This window comes from Flavobacterium hauense, from assembly GCF_054457175.1.
Genome location: NZ_JBTKVX010000032.1, coordinates 14,582 through 31,934, shown reverse-complemented (window position 1 = coordinate 31,934; position 17,353 = coordinate 14,582). Strand labels below are relative to the sequence as shown.

The following is a 17,353-nucleotide window of genomic DNA, read 5'->3' as shown; positions in this document are numbered from 1 at the left end:
GCCGGTGTAGCTCAGCTGGCTAGAGCAGCTGATTTGTAATCAGCAGGTCGTGGGTTCGAGTCCCTCTATCGGCTCAATAAAAAACCGCTTAGGAAACTAAGCGGTTTTGTGTTTTTATAGCATTCTCCATTTGAATTCGTTAACTTCTATATCTACTTTAGTCCAGTCAGAATTATCTTCAGGATGAGGTTCAGGCAGGCTCACATAAGTAAAGAACGGGGTAAGGTAATATACTTCTACCGTTCGCATGTTATGCCCAAAAGCGCCTCTGTTATTTATTTGTAATTCTATTTTTGTGTTTTGGGATCTATTACTTTGATAGAGTATGGTTTGAGTTTTCCAATTCCCTTTAGATATTAAAATATACACTGGGTTATGTACAATAATAAAGTATAACACAATTACAGGAATAACTATACCGGTTACTTTTTTTATTCCTTTTGAAAGCAGCAGTACGTTAAATAATAATATAACAGGTGTTCCCACAAGTAAACCCCAATATGCAAAAAATTTTAATGCCTCATTCTTTATCTCAACGTGGGTGTACCAATCCATAAAGAATAGCAGCAGGGTAATTGCATATATAATGTTTAGGGCTAGTGATATAGATTTTTTTGCTTTCATATTTCACTCAAAGCTAATAAAAAAACCGCTTAGGAAACTAAGCGGTTTTTGTGTTTTTATGTGGCTTTACTTTATTATTTCAGGCTTTCCTTTTTTGGGATACCGCACTTTAATATTCTCATCATATTTATATCCTGCCCAAACATAATTAGACTTGTTATACTGTTCTGTGAGCTTTGGGTCAAGGTACATGTCACGGCTTAAAATATACACAAGAAATGGGCTATAACTACCGGTTTGGGTCTGTGTCTTCTCGTCGGTAGTATAAATTTCCGGAGGGTGCCGGCAAACCAGTTCTGCTGCTCCGTCGTTATTAAGATCGGTAAACCTTACCGGTTCTTCCAGTGTGTTATCAAGCAGCATTTCTATTTTATTATCTTTTATCCTGATCAGGGATATTTCGCTCCTGCCGGAGCCGTAAGCAAAGCCAAACAGAAGTATGAATGATTGCTGTGGCTCTTTATATACAAATGCCAGGTTAGACCTGACTGTATTACTGTTCTTTTCTGCAAAAGCGTTGTCTATCTTGTCCCAAACGTCTTCGGCGGTAAAGGTATTCCTCCCTTTGCTCCCCAGTGAGATGTTTATTTTGCGGAATGTTCCCGGATCTCCTTCTATGGGTGGCAGGTAAACAGAAATGGAATCTGTTTTTCCGTCGTTATTAAGGTCGGTTAGTATTGTTTCTATTGGCGAATAGTTATTGTTTTGCTGCGCTGCGGCATCAAGAGCAACTAGTAGTAATAGGGATAATACTATTTTTTTCATAGCAATAGTTTAACGATTTCGCTTAACAAGCCCTATTGTAAGGTTTATCAATAATAAAGGTTGTACTGCGGTTGCCAACAAAAAGATTATTGTTATTCCGATATTGAATAGCTCCATGCTATTATCAAACAAACTTTCGGGATTATGCATTGCCGATGTAGTTGCCCACAGGATAAAGTAAGCTATAAACCCACCAACAGTAATTATAGTGTGTATGAAAGTTAATCCCTTTACCAGTTTCAGGTTTCGTGAGAGCCAATATATGAGTCCTGGTACTGCATAAAGAATCAATAATAGGGTATACAGATGCCTATGTGCAATAACAAAATATGTATCGTCAACATTTATGTCGAAAGTTGAATCATTTCCTGATATATAACTTACGCCTGCAAGCAAAGCACATATAACGGCTACCGCCCAAAAATACCTGAATACATTCTGTGTTTTCATGCAGAAATCTATTTTACTTCAGCGGCCTCTGTCTTTTTTCTTTCGGCTACATATTTGGTAAGCATTTTTCCGTAAAGCGATTTCGCAATTTTCGGCGACATGCTTTTTTGAATCGTATCAAGGTATTTGATGTTTATATCGGCGATCTCAGATAGTGCCAGGTAAGGGCCTACCTCATTTTTAGCGTGGTTTAATGCGAAATTAGCCGTGTATAGGTAGCGTCTCTTAATTAACTGTTCAGACCTTAAAGAGATGCTGTCAAGCTGTTTTACGTTGCTGTTTTTGGTCGCTTCAAGGTTTTTGGCTACCAGGTCAAGGTTATCGCTTACAAATCTTGATTTTATCTTTAAGAAGTCTTCGTATAATTTCTGGTTTTCTGAACCCGTAATTTTTGCCCTGTAAAAGAATTCGTCGTTTGAACTTTCTATTTTCATATTACCCGGCTCAGCAAAGAATGGCAGGTTATTGTCAATCGAGTTGCTTTGTCCCCTGTCAAGGAAAAGGTACAGCATTTCGGGAGAATCAATTTTCAGGTAGGTTTCAAAAGTAGATTTACCGTTAAACACGATGGTGTCTATGGCTACAAGAGTAGTGTCAGAAATCTTTTGAATATAAAGTGTCCCTTTTTTAAGGCCTTTAATGTTTCCGGTAATATGAAGGTTGGCATCGCCATGATCTTCTTTGTTGCACGAAACAAGCATTGCCAATGCCATAAGGGCGAAAATAATTTTTTTCATATACTGAGAAACAGGGTTTTTAAAATTTTGCGCAAATTAAGGAAAATAATGCTTAAAATTGACCTTAAATATTTTATATGCACACTAGAAAAAGAAATTTACATAAAAAGAATAAGCCGGATAAAGAAAGGCAAAATATCAATAATCCTTTGATGGGAAAGGATAAGGATCTCCGTAAAGGATTTTACAGGAGATTGTTATATATTGTGATGGCGTCCATCCCTTTGATACTGTTAGCTAACGAAAAAGGGCCGGCGCGTTTTTTAGCACTTGCAGCGTTTTTGTTCATTATGATACAGCTCATATCTATAATAGGCTTCGCTCAATTGTATGTAGATGAGTTTTTTCCTCCAAAACTCCTTCGCGAATATGTTACTATGCCTTTTGATAAATTCATGTATCGTTTGTCGGCTGTAATGTTCCCTTTAGGCATGTTTACTCTACTATTCGAAATGAATAGAATAGACAGGACGATCGGAGGTATGAGCCTGTTCTTTAACTGGGCATTTATAGGGGTTGGCCTGGCTTTGGCATTAATTATCATACTGCATATCGTTCGTCCTTCGGTATATCATGAAAGTAAAAGGAGGATGACAATATATGCCGGCTTTCTTTTTGGCTGGTTCCTTCTTTTTCCTTCTGTGGCAAGTTTTATTAACCATGCATTTGCTGTTGATACAATAATCTGTAAAAGCTACTTTATCGTAAGGAAGGATACTGGAAGTAAAGGAACAATGTTCATGTTCCTGAAAACGGATGCTGATGATAAAGAACGATTTGATATCAGTAAAGAACTCTATGATAAAATATCCGGTGGAGGCTGGATCACATTATGTACTAAAGAAGGAAAATTGGGATACAAGGTAGTTACCAAGTTCAGAAAATAGCAGAAAAAAAGGCTTCTGCATTGCAGAAGCCTTTTCTATAATAAGAATTTTATTAGTCAATAAGCATGTTTACAAGCTTAACATTGCTACGGTGTACAAAATCTACAAAGTAGCCGGTTATGCCAAAAGCAGATTTTTCTGCAGTAGTACATGCCTTAGAAGTACCGTTTGTGTGGTATTCTTTTTGTGATGCCGTAGTAGCAGCCGGTTTAATGGCAGCCTCCTGAACTTTGGCAGTCTTGGCAGCTGTTTTCTTGGTGATAGTCGTCTCATGACCTTCAGCCGAAGATTTTGGTTCGGTATTCTTTTCAGTATTTGCAAAAGCAGAAGTTCCAAGAACAAGAAGCAGCAGGGTTAATAAATTTTTCATAACGGGTTGGTTTTATGTATCTAATAGATGGTAAATGTACAAAATTATCCTTTAAGCCATGCTTCTTTCAATTTAGTTTTTGAAGCATCGGTTGCATGATAGCCTTCAGACTCTTCTATAGGCAGCTTAACTTTACCTTTTAGGTCCTGTTCTTTGCCGTCACGTTTTATCTTTACAGTGATCGCATCACCTTCTTTCCATCCTTCGCTGGCTCCTAAAAGCTCATAAATGTTGTCATAATTATAGGCTTTTCCGTTTACGCCAAGTATTACGTCGTTATTTTTTATGCCAAGGTTTGCCATGAATTCATTTGGCTTGATAGTAGGCAGGATAACAATTTCTTTTGCAGGATTTACAGTTATAAGCGGAACCTGTCCGTCTTTAAGGAACGGGTTACCCGGTATTTTAATTGTGGTTTGGGTAACACCCATCTTAGCAAAGTAAGTTTCATAAGGTATTGGCGTAGTGCCGGCAACATATTTCTTAAGGAAATCTCCCACTGCAGGATACGTCAGCCTGGTAATGGTGCCAAACAGGTCTTCGTCATTAAAAGGTTTGTTGCTTCCGTATTCTTTAGACAGGTCTTGCATTAAGCTTAGTATGCCGCGCTGGCCGTTGCTGCTTTCCCTCATTTGGATGTCGATACACATTGCGATAAGCGCACCTTTAAGGTATACGTTGTAGTAAGCATCTTTATAAGGTTTCTGAAGGATGTTCTTACTCATATTAGTAAAATCCATTGTATCATCAAAACCTTTTGACTGCGCTATTTTTTCAGCTATCCTTTGGTAAAATTCATCTTCAGTGATAAGTCCCTGGTTTACCTGGAATAGGTTGGCAAAATATTCCGTAACACCTTCATACATCCACAGGTGCTCACTCATTTTTGGAGTGTTATAGTTAAAGTAGTGTATCTCTTTAGAGTGTACGCTAAGTGGTGTAACGATGTGGAAGAACTCATGCGAAACAACATCTTTTAATGTGCCAAGCAATTGCTCCATCGGATAATCCTCAGGCATTACAACGGTTGTAGATGTTGTGTGTTCCAATGCGCCATAACCATGTGCATCTCCAGGAGTACCATCGGTAAGGTAAATCAGTACGCTGTATTTTTTGGTGCTGTTAATAGGGCCAAGGAATTTCTTCTGCGCACGCATCATTCTTTCCATTTCCGGGGTAAGGTCTTTTGCAGTGATTTTTCCGGTAGGTGAGTATACGGCAATAAGTATTTCCATCCCGTCTACGGTAAACGTAGTATAATCCGGTTTAGAATACATGATGGGATGGTCTACAAGATCCGGGTAGCGTGGCGAATTGAATACATCTACTTCATTGCTTGCATCGGTATCTACAAGAGAAGTCGCACCCCATAATGCAGATGGATGAGTTACGGTCAATACATAAGGCACTTCTCCCTTATTTTCAAAGTAACCAATGAAACCGTGGGTGTTCACTACAAAATTTTTATCGTCAAGGATATTCGTTCCGGCCGGTGAAAAGATCTCGTGCTTGTTTTCTATATCATAAGTATCGTTAACAAGGTAGGTTACTTTTACCAGCTTTTTTGCACCGGCTATCTTCCATGAATTGTCATCGGGCTTTGTTACGGTAAGCTCATTGCCTTTTTTGTCATACGCTTTGAATCCTTCAATATATTTGCCATAATTGTCTTCGGAATAGGTTCCCGGGACAATTTTTGGTATAAAAAAGGTGGTAGTTTCCGTGTCAAAAGAAGGAGGGGTGATGGTCACCATCACTTTGTCATCCTTTACATTTTTAAGGTCTATGGCAACGTTAACAGCTTTGCCTTTCTGGGCAAAAGCCATACTTCCAAAAGTTAACACTACCGCAAGGGTACAGATGAATTTTTTCATAGTTAGAATCTTGATATAATGTAAGTCGAACGGAAGCCGATTTTGTTACATCATAAACAAAAAAAATCGTATCATGGTATGTCTATTTGTCAAACCGGTATTTTTTTGAATTCGATCGTAGCACTATCCATGCCGCACCAATGAGTATGGCAGGCAGCTGAATGTATTCGCCAAGTTCAGGCCAGTCAAAATAGTTTATAAGTAGCTCTGCCAGTATCAATACGCCTGCCACTGTAAAAAATACATTTCTGAAAAGCGTGGCTACGGCTTCTATTTTAACCTTTGCCTTTTCTGCCGGCGACATGGTGTTGTAGCCGGCAATAAGGTTGTACATTTTACCATATTTTACTGCAATTGCAGCCAGTATAAGAAGTATGGCAACTACTATCATAGTTTACTGTTTTGTTATCCAGGCAGTAATATCGTTTAAAACAACAGGAGCAATGGTTTGTTCTATCTCTCCATATTCTTGTATAGAGCCGGTAGTACATTCCTGAAACAGGTGGTTCAGGTTCATAAGCTTTTTAGTGACTACTTTTTTATTACCGCCTTTTTCGGCAGCTTTTTTAATGCCGTCAAGATTTGCATCGGCAGCTACCTGTATGTCTTTGCTTCCGTTAAGGGCGAGTATAGGGCATTTTATCTTTTCGATTACTCTGGCCGGATCATATCTAAGAAAGTATACAAACCACGGTGAAGTGAGCTGTTCTGTTTGTGCTGCCACAACACGGCCAATCTCATCTTTTGGAACACCCTTAGAGGCAAAAAATGGTCCAAATTCTTTAGTGAATATATCGTTTACAGTAGCCTTTCTGATGTTGACATCATTCTCGGTACCAATTATGCTGTATGCCTTTCTAAGTGTTACCCCCATGGCGGTAAGTTCGCTTTCAGGTATACCGTCTGCTTTGCCAACAAGGTAGTTTTGCAATACCATTAGTTCGCTACCGTGTATTCCGGGGCCGGCAAGCATAACAATATATGCGATATCGGGATTTTTTTCGGCTATGAGCTGAGCGATCAGGCCTCCTTCGCTGTGGCCAATAAGCCCGATTTTCTTTTTGTTGACTTCTTTTCTGGTTTTAAGGTAATCCAGGGCTGCCTGCGTATCAGTAGCAAAATCTGCCGATGTGTTGTTTACAGGATTTCCGCCTGATGCACCAACACCCCTGTCGTCATAACGCAGTACGCCAATGCCGTTTCGGGTAAGATGGTCTGCAATCACAAGGAAAGGTTTATGCTCCAGGATTTCTTCGTCGCGATTTTGAGCACCGCTTCCGCTGATAAGAATCACTACCGGATAGTTGCCTTCTTTTTTAGGAAGGGTAAGGGTTCCACCAAGTGTAATACCTGCTTTTTCGTTCTTAAAAGTAACGTCTTCGGTATAGTAAGGGAAAGGTGCTTTAGGGGTCTGTGGGCGCTTGGCTTTAGTTTCTACAATTTCGCCTTTACTAAGGTTAAGCTCAAGGGCATAGCTGCCCTGGTTGAATGTCCCCTTTATTATTTCTTTGTCAAGGGTTCCTTTGTAGCTGATGCCTGCAGCTGCAATAGAAAAAGTCAGTGTGTTATCGGTAAAAGCAATTTTATCTACCGGCATGTCTTTGGCACCCTGATCAGGACTGTCCATAGTAGCGGTATAGCCTCCAACACCCGGAGTTATGTTTAGTACGAGTTTCAGTTTGCCGCCTGGTACAACAAGGTTTCCCTGCCATTTTCCGGATATGTCCTGTGCGAATATCGATGCTGTTAGCAGCAGTAGAGCGAATACGAATATTTTTTTCATGATGATTGATTAGTAAATGATATATAATAATATTTTAGAAAGTATCTCGGCAATAATTAAGGCAAGTGCAAATAGTAAGTTATGTTTAGCTGTTTTTGCATTAACGGCAATTTTAAAACCATTGTAAAGCAACGCGATATACCAGACAAGAAAAGGTACCATAAGTAATCCAATAATTGCTACGACCATCAGATCAGCCGGGTTGGCAGAAAGTGCGTTAGGACCATTTTCGAATGCTTTAGCAGCTTCTATGAACAGCTTGCCGTCAACATTTGCAAAGCATACTAGATATAAAGGAAGCCTTGAGATCATAACCGTAGCCAATATGTCAATAGGCCTTACTTTTTTGTTGATAATGCGGCCAAAAATATATAGCGCAATAAAAAGGAATGCGATATTGAATACATTGTCACTAAAAGGCTCTACATATTTTACATCTGCAGAAAAATGCACATCGAGAACACCATCGAACCGCGCATTATATCTGTAACCTAATAAACTTCCGATTACAGTAATAAGGATTCCTGTGAAAAGCAGGGCGCGCGCATCAAATTTCTCAAACGGGTTGAACAGTAATTTTTTCATAAGGTAGGTTATTGGTTATTCTTCAGGTGTTAGTTTTTTTACTTTTTCGATGAGGTCGTCAAGTCTGTTACGTACAGTTGGGTAGCTGATACCCATTTGTGAGGCCATTTCTTTCAGGCTTCCGCTGGTCAGGAAAAACTGAAGTATAAAAGCCTGTTCTTCTGCCGGGAGCCGCAATAATGGTGGTAAAGGGAAATTTCCCGTTACTTCTGTTGTGCACGTGGGGCACGACAGTCGCGACACATTCAGCGAGGCCGAACAGCTGGGGCAGGTGATAGGAAGTTTAGGTGTTTGCATGATTTTTATTATTTAACTCAAAGCAAAGTTAAATAAAATTAAATAAAAACTAAATAAAATTAAAATAATTTTACTTTTTGTTGAGTTTTGTAATAAAAAAAGCTCCTGATTAAAGGAGCTTATGTATTAAAATTTATTCTTAAAGTAATATCTAGAGTCCAGTTCATCGTCTTCCAGACTGTTCAATGGTTTAGGTTTGGGCTTTTTAGCGGCTACCTTTTTCTTCCATAATTCAAAATTATCAGGGGATAATTTTTTATGCATGATCTCTGTCACTTCCTTTTCAGATAAACCGAATTCTTTCTTAATCTCTTCAAAGGGTTTTCTCTCTTCCTGGGCCAGCGTTACTATCCTGTCTAACGCTTCTTTGCCTAATTCAGTACGGTTGTTCTTTTTCATCAGATGAAAAATTAAATCAGATAATGTTTTAAATGTTTAAGATTCGATACTCAATATTAGTAAAAAAAATAATCGAATGTGAGAGTGCCTTACTTTTTGAGGTTTTTTTATAATTTTTTAAAATTCAATTAATAATTTGAAAATCTTGGCGGGAACATTGCCAAAAGAATTACGTTTTTTCTGTTGTCCGGTACTTTTCCTGAAAATCAGGTGTAAAGAAAAGCCCAGTAAATAAGTGTCAATTGTAACGGAAGCCTGATGAGTCTTACCCATTTAGGTAAACCCATGGATGCTTTTTCATTGGTATACATATAGATGTTAGCAGGAAATATGGCAATCAGTAGGGCAATGATTCCCCATGCGGCAAATGCTGAGACTGTAGGGATGCAAAGTAATATCCCTAAAATAATCTCGGCGATGCCACTGACAGCATTAAGTGTTTTCGGCGCAGGAAGTAAAGATGGTATCATTTTTACATAAATGCGTGGCACCCTGAAATGGTTAATTCCTGCCAGTATGTAAAGCGATGCCATTAAATATAAATGCCATGGTAATATCATAAAATATTGATTTATTCAAAGTTAACGGTTTTTACTTATTTTTGATGTAAATCCAACTACTATGAAAAATTTACTATACTTATTTATTATCCTGCTGTGTGTGGGATGCGAGAAAGATCCCGAACCGTTGCATGCCGGTATCGAAACGCCGGTAAGCGGGCGGATATATGATTCTGCTAATGAACTTCCATTGAGTGGGCAAAAAATCATAGTCGAGGAATATATGAAGACACAAAACTATGGAGCAATAACACCAAATTATGATTTTAAGGGGAGCATAGATTCAACATATACAGATAGTAATGGTTATTTTGATTTTACATTTAAAACTACCGGAAAAGGAAATTGTTACAGGATTATTTTTGAGCCGGCTGAAGATGTACAAAACAACTCTGATATTTTTGAAATTAATAAAAGAGATTTAAAGACACCTGCTAAGATTGATTTTAGCGGGACTCAGCTATATCCTCTTGTTTTAAAAATTATACCTGATAATCTGAGTATTTTGCCGGTTAACATTACTACTGGTTTTAGTGCAAAACCTTACAGTTTACCCGATATAACTCAGAATAATGTCGCAGCTACAAGATATTTATATGTTGATAAAAACTCTAATATCTCATTGAGGCTTGTAGTTGTATATCCTGAATATGATGAAAAGTACTACAATCTTACACTTCCTCCGGTCAATTCTACAGCACCTCCCGAACAATCAATACATCTGAATGATTCCGATTTTGTAGACTAAATTGTAATTAAAAAGAACTATCTACTATTTTTGTAACATGATAAAAACTGCCATTGACAAAGTTATAGTTGCTGCTGTTTTCCTTATGCTACTTTCGTGTGGGGAGGAAAAAAAAGAGGCACAATCACAAGAAGAATTATACGGACTAAAAGACAGCATTGCATCAGGGGTAAAGCCTGCTACTGTTTCTGCTCCAATAATGAGTACGCACAAAGACACCATTGCAAAATATTCGCCTGTTTCAAATCCAGCTGCTACAGGCTGCCAGATACTCCGTAAAGGAACTTTTACCTATAGCGATACTCAGGGCGATCCTGTGGTAGTTAAGATTGTTGACGACATGAGTACCGAAGAACATAAAGGAGGAAAATATATATTGATGTCGAAACTGACCTGGAAAGGGGAGTGCGAATATGATAATATGCTTATAATGTCTACGGTTCCCGGGGTGCAGCTTGAACCCGGTACCGTTATGAATGTCGTTGTTGATAAGGTAGATGGTAACGATATTTACTTTACCGCCACAGCTAAAGGCAAAAGTTATCATAATATGCTGACGAAAGTTAAATAAGTTTATTCATTACTTAGTTTCAAATCAACAAATAACCGCATCAACCAATAAACTATACTAAACAACTAGATTTATAGTTATAGGTATAACCCTACACCTGTACTATATGCTGCGTTCACTCACACTTTTGCTGTTCAGCCTGATGAGCTGTATGGCATCTTCAGATAATGAAGTATCTGCCAAGCCCAAAAACTATGCGTCACAACATACCGAAGCGCTGGCTTTCTGTAAAAAGAAGCAATATTGTGAAGACTATTATTTTTTGGTCGACCTGAGTGTGCACTCGGGTAAAAAGCGTTTTTATGTGTACGATTTCAAGCAGAAAAAGATCACCGACAGCAATCTTGTGACCCATGGGGCATGCGACGCGTTTGATGCCAATGATACTAAATATCAGAAAGTGAAATTCAGCAATCGCAACGACAGCCATTGCTCGTCAATAGGAAAGTACAAGGTTAGCAAGCGCGACTACAGTACCTGGGGCATCAATGTAAAATACTGGCTTGAAGGCCTGGAAGAAACCAACAGCAATGCCAGAAACAGGATAGTAGTGCTGCATTCCTGGGACGCAGTTTCCAATACCGAGATCTATCCGCAATACACACCCTTAAGCTGGGGTTGCCCCGCAGTATCGGATGCTTTTATGGAAAAACTCGACAACAAACTCCAAAAAACTGAAAAGCCGGTTTTGTTATGGATAGTCGAGTAAGTTGATTCGCTTATTCGTTCGGTGTAGCTTCAGATAAACAAATAACCGCATCAACAAATCAACTGTGCTGCTTCGCTTCTTCGATAAGATCGTTCAGGTGAATGCGCAATGCTTTTACCGAAATGCTTATTTCCCAAAAAGATATTGCCAGCGAGCTAAGTAAGAGTAAAAGGCTCAACCCAAAAATATAAGCACCCCAATCTTCGATACCGCCAAAAAGCAATGCCATGGAAAAAACGGAGAAAAACAAACTTAGTACGCCATACATCTGCATGTGGCGAATGAGCGTCAGCCTTTTGTTGAGGTTGGCAATTTCCAGCAGTATGCTTTTTGTCTGGTTTGCTTCATAATTAGCTTTCAGTCCGCGAACGATGGTAGCGATAGTCAGGAAACGGTTGGTATAGGCTAATAATATCAGAGATGTTGCCGAAAATAACAGGGCAGGGGTTTCTATGGGAAGGTTCATGCAGGTGTTTTTTGGATGAGTAAAGTTATGAAAGTTTATAACGCTCACGACTCTTAAAATTATGATACTTTAAGGTTAATTAGTATAGCGCTAACAACTGTCTAATTGTAATTGGTTTAATTTTAAGCTGATAACAATAAAAAACAACAGCTATGGACTCGATTAACAAACAACAGAAAGAAGACAATTTTAAAAACCTGATAGGGCAGGAGGCACTTGACAAGATTAAATCCCTTGCAGATAAGTCAGGAGGATGTTTCTTTTGTACAAGGATAGAAACCGGTAAACGCTTCGAGACCCGCCCAATGGCACCGGAAAAAATTGATGACGAAGGGAACTTCTGGTTCCTGAGCGCTAATGACTCCCACAAAAATAAAGAGATTGAGGCCGATCCTGCAGTACAGTTATTATTTCAGGGTTCATCCTACAGTGATTTCATGACCCTTTACGGGAAGGCAACCATCAGCACCGACAAGCAAAAGATTGATGAACTTTGGGATGCCCAGATGAAAACATGGTTTACCGAAGGTAAGGACGATCCAAGGATAACGGTAATTAAATTCACTCCTGAAGAAGGTTACTACTGGGATGTAAAGACCAATATGGCTATATCAATGATAAAAAGATTATATGGAGCAGCCGTGGGCGAAACCTACGATGACTCTATAGAAGGAAATATCACACCTTAATTGTAAGTGTTAGTTAGGTGAAAAGCCATCTTTCAGAAATGAGGGATGGCTTTTTTGTTTAATATTTCAGCGTTTCGACTATTGTATCAAAATGGGTTTTCGCAATTTCGAGATCCTGAGGATCTGCTACCATAATTACCTGAATTATTTTTCCTTCTTTATTGGTGAATAAAATATAGGAGGTTTCCTCTAATCCGTTTCTTCTGCTTTTATGACTTTCAATAAACCATTTGTATTTTTGGTCATTAATAATCTTTTCACCCTGTCTTATAATTTTAAAACCTTCTGAACCGGACATTTTATATACAAAAGCAGTGTAGCTCTGTTCCAAATCAGAGGTTTCAGATTTTGCAATAACCAGTGTAAAGAATTTTATAGGTGATTTTCCTGAAGCTCTTACCAATAAATTAGATCCTGATAATTTTTTAATAGTCCATTCTTTAGGAATTTGGATCTCATATTTTTCTGTAGGATCCACAAAAAATCTGTTTTCCTGAGAATAACAGGCTGTCTGTAAAGTTGTAATCGTAAACAGTAGTAGGTAGTAGTATTTCATAGTCGGATTGGTTTGCTGGAGATAAATATATAAAAACTACAGTGACGCAATCTCACTGATTTAAATAATCTTCCTGTTCACAGCATACGAAAGCGCTTCAAGGATGTTGCTTACATTAAGTCGTTCAAAGATTTTTCTTCTGTAATATTTTATGGTATCAGGTGCTACGTGTAGTTTTTCGGCAATTTCGTTAATGGTAAGTCCCTGGGCATGCAGCTGCAACACCTGGATTTCTTTTTTTGTAAGGATGGCCTTATTCGATTTCTGCCATACACGTGTAGTGGTATCAAGTGTCCACATTTCATCCGAGCCATGTTTATAGATATAGATGTTTCCGGCTGTTTTATGGTTTGAGATAGATACTGCACACAGCGATTTCCATAATTTCCCTTCCGCGGTAAGCATTAATGGTGTAAGCTTATGGTTAATGAGCACTTTTCTGTTGTCTTTATTGGTCAGATGAAAATCGTAGGTTATGGAATAAAGCTTCTTTTCGTCTACAGACAATTTCTCATAAAAATCAAACCCGGCTTCATTGATACTACTGAGCATTTCCAGATCTTTTTGCGGGACATTCCTGAAATAGAATTCATAGCCCATTTCCTTTACTTCGGCAGCTGTATAGCCACATAAGAATAAAGGATTATCAGAAACATATTCAAAAGCCATCTTTTCGTAATCGATCACATAGATGCTTTCATACGTCAGGCGTGTAAAAGCCTTTATGGCTTCAAGGTAATCCTGATTTATAACATAATCTGCTTCAGAGGTTTTTGCAATACTGTTCCGGTTAAGCAAGCTTGATTTTATAGTGTCCATGGCATTTTTTTCAGTATCAAATTTACACTATAGTGTAGTATTAAAAAATTTTTTTGTCTTCACCTTTGCTGAAAACCAACCCGCAATTATGAAAAAAATAGCTGAACTTACTTTAGAAGAGCTTTCAGAGCGAAAATCAAAACTAAAGGGCGTACTGATTGGGTATGGCATATTGATTGTAATTGCCGTTTTACTATTGATTTATCTACATGCAAAACCGATGCTTTTTGTTCCTGTTTTGGTCTTGCCTGTAGTGGTTTTGCCGTTGTTCCTGTCGTTGAAAATGACAATGGATGAAATTGCCAAACGCAAAGAGCTAAACAATCCGGATCTTCAATAATATGCTAAATGCTGAAGTAAATTGCAAAAAACTATAACCAACTATTATGAAAAAAATAGCTGAACAGAGCTTAGAAGAGCTTACCGGGCTTGAATCCAGATTAAAGGGTATCCTTTGGGGTTACATAATCATTGGAGTATTCATGATCGTTGTTCTGCTTTATCTTCAGACTACTAATCCGTTATCCTATCTGCCACTGGGTATATTGCCTGTAGTGGGCGGTTCGTTAGTGTTTGGATTAAAGTCGGTACAGGGAGAAATTGCTAAACGTAAGGAGAAAAATAACATAAATGCATCTTAAACAAACTCATAATTTCCCAACCAATCTCCAATTAAATAAAAAACCTGCAGCTCTCACTGCAGGTTTTTGTCTAATAATCGGAAATCTAATAATCCAATAATTTATTTTATAAGTTCAAAGCTACGCTTAACAAAAGCCGTAAGCTCTTCACCTTTCAACAGGTTTTGCGATAGCTTGGCAAGGTCAAGAGCCTGTTTTACCAATGCTTCCTGATGCGTTTTGTCAGTGCTGTTCAATATTGCAGAAGACAATTCGTGGTTACTGTTCACTACCAGGTTGTACATGTCAGGGAAGTTGCCAAACATGCCCTGCCCACCACTTGCACTCATCTCTTTCATACGGCGCATGAACTCAGGCTGCGTGATCATAAATGGAGAAGCATTGCTGTCCATAGCTTCAAGCTGTACCGAATAGCCTGATGCCGGAAGGTATTCCTTAATTGATGTTTTTAGTTTTTCCTGCTCTTCTTCACTTAATTTAGAGATTTGCTGCTCATCTTTTTTGATAATGTTGTCAATATGGTCAGCATCTACACGGGCAAAAGTAAAGTTGTCATTGTCACCTTCCAGTTTCTGGATAATGTGCGATACAATAGGAGAGTCAAGAAGCAGTACTTCATAGCCTTTATCCTGAGCGGCTGCAATATAGCTGTGCTGTGCATCCTTGTTAGAAGCATAAAGCACTACCAGTTTGCCATCTTTGTCCGTTTGTGTAGGAGCCAGTTTTTCTTTTAGCTCGTCAAGGGTAAAGAATTTACCGTCAACAGTTGGGTATAGTACGAATGAGCCTGCTTTTTCGTAGAATTTAGGTTCGCTAAGCATACCGTATTCAAGAACGATCTTGATGTCATTCCATTTCTGTTCGAAATCCTCACGGTTTTCGGTAAATAGTGACTTCAGCTTATCAGCTACTTTACGGGTAATGTAGTTTGATATTTTTTTCACGGCACCATCAGCCTGAAGGTACGAACGCGATACGTTAAGCGGAATATCCGGAGAATCGATCACGCCGCGAAGCATAGTAAGGAATTCCGGTACTATACCTTCAACATTATCGGTAACGAATACCTGGTTTTGGTACAGCTGTATTTTGTCTTTCTGAACCTGAAGATCTGCCGAAAGTTTCGGGAAGTATAATATACCTGTCAGGTTGAAGGGATAGTCAACATTAAGGTGGATGTTGAAAAGCGGGTCTTCAAACTGCATAGGGTATACTTCCTGGTAGAAGTTTTTATAGTCTTCATCCGTAAGATCAGAAGGCTGTTTTGTCCATGCAGGGTTAGGGTTGTTGATGATGTTGTCAACTTCTATTTCTTCTGCTTTATAATCTTCGGGAGCATCTTCCGGTTTAGGAAGCGTTTCTGTACGGGTACCGAATTTGATTGGCACCGGCATGAATTTATTATATTTCCTTAGTAGTTCACCAATGCGGTTATCTTCAAGGAACTCCAGCGAATCTTCTGCAACGTGAAGGATGATTTCAGAACCCCTGTCAGTTTTGTCAGCCGGCTCAAGTGTAAATTCCGGGCTACCGTCACATGTCCAGTGTACTGCAGGTTCGTCTTTATATGATTTAGTGATGATCTCTACTTTCTCGGCTACCATGAAGGCAGAATAGAATCCAAGCCCGAAATGGCCGATTATACCTGAATCTTTAGCAGAGTCTTTATATTTTTCAAGAAATTCTTCAGCTCCCGAAAATGCTACCTGATTGATATATTTTTCAACCTCTTCACCTGTCATACCGATACCCTGATCGATAATGTGGATTTTTTTACCTTCCTTATCGATCTTAACTTCAATAACCGGATTGCCATATTCCACTTTTGCTTCACCAATGTTGGTAAGGTGCTTCAGCTTAAGGGTTGCATCAGTAGCATTTGAAACCAATTCACGTAAAAAGATCTCGTGATCGCTGTATAAGAATTTCTTGATTAAGGGAAATATGTTCTCTACCGAAACATTAATTTTTCCTGTTGTCATAGTTATAAGGTTTTTTATATGATTTAGTTTCCATTGCTTACTCAAATAAGATACCAATTGGCCTTTGGTGACAAATTGGCATTTCGTTGTTTTATCTTTTATGCGAATAAAAACGTCAGGAAGAGCCGTTAATTGTTAAAAAAATACTGCATTAAGAAAAGATTAATATGGATGAGTCAAAAAAATAATGTTGATAAAAACCCCTTGCATATCAGCATTGTGTTAGTTATCAGGTTACTGTGGTTTACAATTTATTAAAGCTATTCTTATTAAAAAAACGGCATAACTCTTGTAAAGTACCTATGGAATTCACTAATTTTATACTACAAAATTTACGGTGGATTTAAACCTTTAAAACCTTTTAACACTATGAAAAAATTTCTTTTTTTAAGCATGTTTGTCATTATGCTGGCTTCATGCGGAGGCCTTGACACAAAATCACAATCAGGTCTTAAAGGCAACTGGACAATTACTAATGTAAGCTACTCTGGTTCTGATTATATTAAAGTAACATCATTTGATGTTGCCGATTCTAAATGTTTTGTAGGCAGCTCATGGAGTTTTGTTGCTAACAACAATAAAGGTAACATGAATGTAGGCGGAACAGGAAACTGCCCTTCTTTCAGTAGCCCTATTGTTTGGACTGTGACAAAAACAGGCGATTTTACCCTTAAGATCACTGAAGGCACTAAAGCAAAAAAAGTAACCGAAGGCTATTTCCTTAAGATGAGGAACCAATCTGAAAGTTCTTTCCAACTAGTGGATAACGTAAACGTAGGTGGTAAAAACGTTGAGGTTGTTTACCAGTTCTCTAAAATGTAATCAATAATAAACCCAAATA

At 38.4% G+C, this 17,353-nt stretch carries 24 protein-coding genes and 1 tRNA gene; 9 read left to right on the top strand and 16 right to left on the bottom strand.

Annotated elements, in window-relative coordinates:
- Nucleotides 1–74 (top strand) — tRNA-Thr (locus ACX0HA_RS16845).
- A gap of 40 nt (nucleotides 75–114) precedes the next feature.
- Here the strand turns inward: ACX0HA_RS16845 and ACX0HA_RS16840 are convergent.
- The 4 genes from ACX0HA_RS16840 to ACX0HA_RS16825 all read right to left on the bottom strand — a co-directional run bounded on the left by ACX0HA_RS16840 (nucleotide 115) and on the right by ACX0HA_RS16825 (nucleotide 2,576).
- Nucleotides 115–624 carry a hypothetical protein gene (locus ACX0HA_RS16840; RefSeq protein WP_458846475.1) on the bottom strand — a complete coding sequence of 170 codons (510 nt, stop codon included), beginning with the start codon at nucleotides 622–624 and terminating at the stop codon, nucleotides 115–117.
- A 66-nt stretch (nucleotides 625–690) separates the two neighbouring features.
- Nucleotides 691–1,389, bottom strand: coding sequence for a hypothetical protein (locus tag ACX0HA_RS16835; RefSeq protein ID WP_458846474.1), 699 nt, complete (start codon nucleotides 1,387–1,389; stop codon nucleotides 691–693).
- A 9-nt stretch (nucleotides 1,390–1,398) separates the two neighbouring features.
- Nucleotides 1,399–1,839 carry a hypothetical protein gene (locus tag ACX0HA_RS16830; RefSeq protein WP_458846473.1) on the bottom strand — a complete coding sequence of 147 codons (441 nt, stop codon included), beginning with the start codon at nucleotides 1,837–1,839 and terminating at the stop codon, nucleotides 1,399–1,401.
- Between the two features lie 8 nt (nucleotides 1,840–1,847).
- A complete protein-coding gene (locus ACX0HA_RS16825) occupies nucleotides 1,848–2,576 on the bottom strand; it encodes a DUF4369 domain-containing protein (RefSeq protein ID WP_458846472.1) in 729 nt (242 codons plus the stop codon).
- A gap of 77 nt (nucleotides 2,577–2,653) precedes the next feature.
- On the opposite strand from ACX0HA_RS16825, the gene ACX0HA_RS16820 reads away from it, so the two are divergent.
- Nucleotides 2,654–3,463 (top strand): hypothetical protein, encoded by an 810-nt coding sequence (locus ACX0HA_RS16820; protein ID WP_458846471.1) that lies wholly within the window; start codon nucleotides 2,654–2,656, stop codon nucleotides 3,461–3,463.
- Between the two features lie 52 nt (nucleotides 3,464–3,515).
- Here the strand turns inward: ACX0HA_RS16820 and ACX0HA_RS16815 are convergent, their stop codons facing one another.
- The 8 genes from ACX0HA_RS16815 to ACX0HA_RS16780 form a co-directional block, all read right to left on the bottom strand.
- Nucleotides 3,516–3,833, bottom strand: a complete 318-nt coding sequence (locus tag ACX0HA_RS16815) for a hypothetical protein (protein WP_458846470.1) — start codon at nucleotides 3,831–3,833, stop codon at nucleotides 3,516–3,518.
- A 44-nt stretch (nucleotides 3,834–3,877) separates the two neighbouring features.
- Entirely contained in the window at nucleotides 3,878–5,707 is a 1,830-nt protein-coding gene (locus ACX0HA_RS16810) for a M61 family metallopeptidase (protein ID WP_458846469.1), read from the bottom strand.
- An 82-nt stretch (nucleotides 5,708–5,789) separates the two neighbouring features.
- Nucleotides 5,790–6,098 carry a DUF3784 domain-containing protein gene (locus tag ACX0HA_RS16805; RefSeq protein ID WP_458846468.1) on the bottom strand — a complete coding sequence of 103 codons (309 nt, stop codon included), beginning with the start codon at nucleotides 6,096–6,098 and terminating at the stop codon, nucleotides 5,790–5,792.
- A gap of 3 nt (nucleotides 6,099–6,101) precedes the next feature.
- Nucleotides 6,102–7,490, bottom strand: coding sequence for an alpha/beta hydrolase family protein (locus tag ACX0HA_RS16800; RefSeq protein WP_458846467.1), 1,389 nt, complete (start codon nucleotides 7,488–7,490; stop codon nucleotides 6,102–6,104).
- Between the two features lie 9 nt (nucleotides 7,491–7,499).
- Nucleotides 7,500–8,075 (bottom strand): hypothetical protein, encoded by a 576-nt coding sequence (locus ACX0HA_RS16795; protein ID WP_458846466.1) that lies wholly within the window; start codon nucleotides 8,073–8,075, stop codon nucleotides 7,500–7,502.
- 15 nt (nucleotides 8,076–8,090) lie between these two features.
- Entirely contained in the window at nucleotides 8,091–8,372 is a 282-nt protein-coding gene (locus tag ACX0HA_RS16790; protein WP_458846465.1) for a DUF2089 family protein, read from the bottom strand.
- A gap of 126 nt (nucleotides 8,373–8,498) precedes the next feature.
- Nucleotides 8,499–8,771 (bottom strand): DUF2805 domain-containing protein, encoded by a 273-nt coding sequence (locus ACX0HA_RS16785; protein WP_458846464.1) that lies wholly within the window; start codon nucleotides 8,769–8,771, stop codon nucleotides 8,499–8,501.
- 206 nt (nucleotides 8,772–8,977) lie between these two features.
- Nucleotides 8,978–9,331: a DoxX family protein gene (locus tag ACX0HA_RS16780; protein WP_458846463.1), complete on the bottom strand. Its 354-nt coding sequence runs from the start codon at nucleotides 9,329–9,331 to the stop codon at nucleotides 8,978–8,980.
- Between the two features lie 61 nt (nucleotides 9,332–9,392).
- Here ACX0HA_RS16780 and ACX0HA_RS16775 point away from each other — a divergent pair, with 61 nt between their 5' ends.
- The 3 genes from ACX0HA_RS16775 (at nucleotide 9,393) to ACX0HA_RS16765 (ending at nucleotide 11,359) form a co-directional block, all read left to right on the top strand.
- Nucleotides 9,393–10,079, top strand: a complete 687-nt coding sequence (locus ACX0HA_RS16775; RefSeq protein ID WP_458846462.1) for a peptidase associated/transthyretin-like domain-containing protein — start codon at nucleotides 9,393–9,395, stop codon at nucleotides 10,077–10,079.
- A gap of 37 nt (nucleotides 10,080–10,116) precedes the next feature.
- Nucleotides 10,117–10,650 (top strand): hypothetical protein, encoded by a 534-nt coding sequence (locus ACX0HA_RS16770; RefSeq protein WP_458846461.1) that lies wholly within the window; start codon nucleotides 10,117–10,119, stop codon nucleotides 10,648–10,650.
- Between the two features lie 106 nt (nucleotides 10,651–10,756).
- Entirely contained in the window at nucleotides 10,757–11,359 is a 603-nt protein-coding gene (locus ACX0HA_RS16765; protein ID WP_458846460.1) for a murein L,D-transpeptidase catalytic domain-containing protein, read from the top strand.
- 58 nt (nucleotides 11,360–11,417) lie between these two features.
- Here ACX0HA_RS16765 and ACX0HA_RS16760 read toward each other — a convergent pair whose 3' ends face one another.
- Complete coding sequence (locus ACX0HA_RS16760; RefSeq protein ID WP_458846459.1) at nucleotides 11,418–11,825, bottom strand: DUF2721 domain-containing protein; 408 nt, start codon at nucleotides 11,823–11,825, stop codon at nucleotides 11,418–11,420.
- A 152-nt stretch (nucleotides 11,826–11,977) separates the two neighbouring features.
- Between ACX0HA_RS16760 and ACX0HA_RS16755 the strand changes: the two genes are divergently transcribed.
- Nucleotides 11,978–12,514, top strand: a complete 537-nt coding sequence (locus ACX0HA_RS16755) for a pyridoxamine 5'-phosphate oxidase family protein (RefSeq protein ID WP_458846458.1) — start codon at nucleotides 11,978–11,980, stop codon at nucleotides 12,512–12,514.
- A 58-nt stretch (nucleotides 12,515–12,572) separates the two neighbouring features.
- Here ACX0HA_RS16755 and ACX0HA_RS16750 read toward each other — a convergent pair whose 3' ends face one another.
- Both ACX0HA_RS16750 and ACX0HA_RS16745 read right to left on the bottom strand, forming a co-directional pair.
- The gene (locus ACX0HA_RS16750) at nucleotides 12,573–13,070 is read right to left on the bottom strand and encodes a hypothetical protein (protein ID WP_458846457.1); all 498 of its coding nucleotides are present in this window, start codon (nucleotides 13,068–13,070) and stop codon (nucleotides 12,573–12,575) included.
- 60 nt (nucleotides 13,071–13,130) lie between these two features.
- Nucleotides 13,131–13,889, bottom strand: a complete 759-nt coding sequence (locus ACX0HA_RS16745; RefSeq protein WP_458846456.1) for a response regulator transcription factor — start codon at nucleotides 13,887–13,889, stop codon at nucleotides 13,131–13,133.
- Between the two features lie 88 nt (nucleotides 13,890–13,977).
- Between ACX0HA_RS16745 and ACX0HA_RS16740 the strand changes: the two genes are divergently transcribed.
- Nucleotides 13,978–14,229: a hypothetical protein gene (locus ACX0HA_RS16740; RefSeq protein ID WP_458846455.1), complete on the top strand. Its 252-nt coding sequence runs from the start codon at nucleotides 13,978–13,980 to the stop codon at nucleotides 14,227–14,229.
- Between the two features lie 46 nt (nucleotides 14,230–14,275).
- Nucleotides 14,276–14,530, top strand: coding sequence for a hypothetical protein (locus tag ACX0HA_RS16735; protein WP_458846454.1), 255 nt, complete (start codon nucleotides 14,276–14,278; stop codon nucleotides 14,528–14,530).
- Between the two features lie 101 nt (nucleotides 14,531–14,631).
- Here the strand turns inward: ACX0HA_RS16735 and htpG are convergent, their stop codons facing one another.
- Nucleotides 14,632–16,512 carry a molecular chaperone HtpG gene (gene htpG / locus ACX0HA_RS16730; protein ID WP_458846453.1) on the bottom strand — a complete coding sequence of 627 codons (1,881 nt, stop codon included), beginning with the start codon at nucleotides 16,510–16,512 and terminating at the stop codon, nucleotides 14,632–14,634.
- Nucleotides 16,513–16,881: 369 nt separating this feature from the next.
- On the opposite strand from htpG, the gene ACX0HA_RS16725 reads away from it, so the two are divergent.
- The gene (locus ACX0HA_RS16725; protein WP_458846452.1) at nucleotides 16,882–17,334 is read left to right on the top strand and encodes a lipocalin family protein; all 453 of its coding nucleotides are present in this window, start codon (nucleotides 16,882–16,884) and stop codon (nucleotides 17,332–17,334) included.
- The last annotated feature ends 19 nt before the right edge of the window (nucleotides 17,335–17,353 follow it).

Excerpts from the sequence above, each read along its gene's own strand:
- ACX0HA_RS16840 (WP_458846475.1), bottom strand. The coding sequence starts at position 624 with ATGAAAGCAAAAAAATCTATATCACTAGCCCTAAACATTATATATGCA.
- ACX0HA_RS16835 (WP_458846474.1), bottom strand. The coding sequence starts at position 1,389 with ATGAAAAAAATAGTATTATCCCTATTACTACTAGTTGCTCTTGATGCC.
- ACX0HA_RS16830 (WP_458846473.1), bottom strand. The coding sequence starts at position 1,839 with ATGAAAACACAGAATGTATTCAGGTATTTTTGGGCGGTAGCCGTTATA.
- ACX0HA_RS16825 (WP_458846472.1), bottom strand. The coding sequence starts at position 2,576 with ATGAAAAAAATTATTTTCGCCCTTATGGCATTGGCAATGCTTGTTTCG.
- ACX0HA_RS16820 (WP_458846471.1), top strand. The coding sequence starts at position 2,654 with ATGCACACTAGAAAAAGAAATTTACATAAAAAGAATAAGCCGGATAAA.
- ACX0HA_RS16815 (WP_458846470.1), bottom strand. The coding sequence starts at position 3,833 with ATGAAAAATTTATTAACCCTGCTGCTTCTTGTTCTTGGAACTTCTGCT.
- ACX0HA_RS16810 (WP_458846469.1), bottom strand. The coding sequence starts at position 5,707 with ATGAAAAAATTCATCTGTACCCTTGCGGTAGTGTTAACTTTTGGAAGT.
- ACX0HA_RS16805 (WP_458846468.1), bottom strand. The coding sequence starts at position 6,098 with ATGATAGTAGTTGCCATACTTCTTATACTGGCTGCAATTGCAGTAAAA.
- ACX0HA_RS16800 (WP_458846467.1), bottom strand. The coding sequence starts at position 7,490 with ATGAAAAAAATATTCGTATTCGCTCTACTGCTGCTAACAGCATCGATA.
- ACX0HA_RS16795 (WP_458846466.1), bottom strand. The coding sequence starts at position 8,075 with ATGAAAAAATTACTGTTCAACCCGTTTGAGAAATTTGATGCGCGCGCC.
- ACX0HA_RS16790 (WP_458846465.1), bottom strand. The coding sequence starts at position 8,372 with ATGCAAACACCTAAACTTCCTATCACCTGCCCCAGCTGTTCGGCCTCG.
- ACX0HA_RS16785 (WP_458846464.1), bottom strand. The coding sequence starts at position 8,771 with ATGAAAAAGAACAACCGTACTGAATTAGGCAAAGAAGCGTTAGACAGG.
- ACX0HA_RS16780 (WP_458846463.1), bottom strand. The coding sequence starts at position 9,331 with ATGATATTACCATGGCATTTATATTTAATGGCATCGCTTTACATACTG.
- ACX0HA_RS16775 (WP_458846462.1), top strand. The coding sequence starts at position 9,393 with ATGAAAAATTTACTATACTTATTTATTATCCTGCTGTGTGTGGGATGC.
- ACX0HA_RS16770 (WP_458846461.1), top strand. The coding sequence starts at position 10,117 with ATGATAAAAACTGCCATTGACAAAGTTATAGTTGCTGCTGTTTTCCTT.
- ACX0HA_RS16765 (WP_458846460.1), top strand. The coding sequence starts at position 10,757 with ATGCTGCGTTCACTCACACTTTTGCTGTTCAGCCTGATGAGCTGTATG.
- ACX0HA_RS16760 (WP_458846459.1), bottom strand. The coding sequence starts at position 11,825 with ATGAACCTTCCCATAGAAACCCCTGCCCTGTTATTTTCGGCAACATCT.
- ACX0HA_RS16755 (WP_458846458.1), top strand. The coding sequence starts at position 11,978 with ATGGACTCGATTAACAAACAACAGAAAGAAGACAATTTTAAAAACCTG.
- ACX0HA_RS16750 (WP_458846457.1), bottom strand. The coding sequence starts at position 13,070 with ATGAAATACTACTACCTACTACTGTTTACGATTACAACTTTACAGACA.
- ACX0HA_RS16745 (WP_458846456.1), bottom strand. The coding sequence starts at position 13,889 with ATGGACACTATAAAATCAAGCTTGCTTAACCGGAACAGTATTGCAAAA.
- ACX0HA_RS16740 (WP_458846455.1), top strand. The coding sequence starts at position 13,978 with ATGAAAAAAATAGCTGAACTTACTTTAGAAGAGCTTTCAGAGCGAAAA.
- ACX0HA_RS16735 (WP_458846454.1), top strand. The coding sequence starts at position 14,276 with ATGAAAAAAATAGCTGAACAGAGCTTAGAAGAGCTTACCGGGCTTGAA.
- htpG (WP_458846453.1), bottom strand. The coding sequence starts at position 16,512 with ATGACAACAGGAAAAATTAATGTTTCGGTAGAGAACATATTTCCCTTA.
- ACX0HA_RS16725 (WP_458846452.1), top strand. The coding sequence starts at position 16,882 with ATGAAAAAATTTCTTTTTTTAAGCATGTTTGTCATTATGCTGGCTTCA.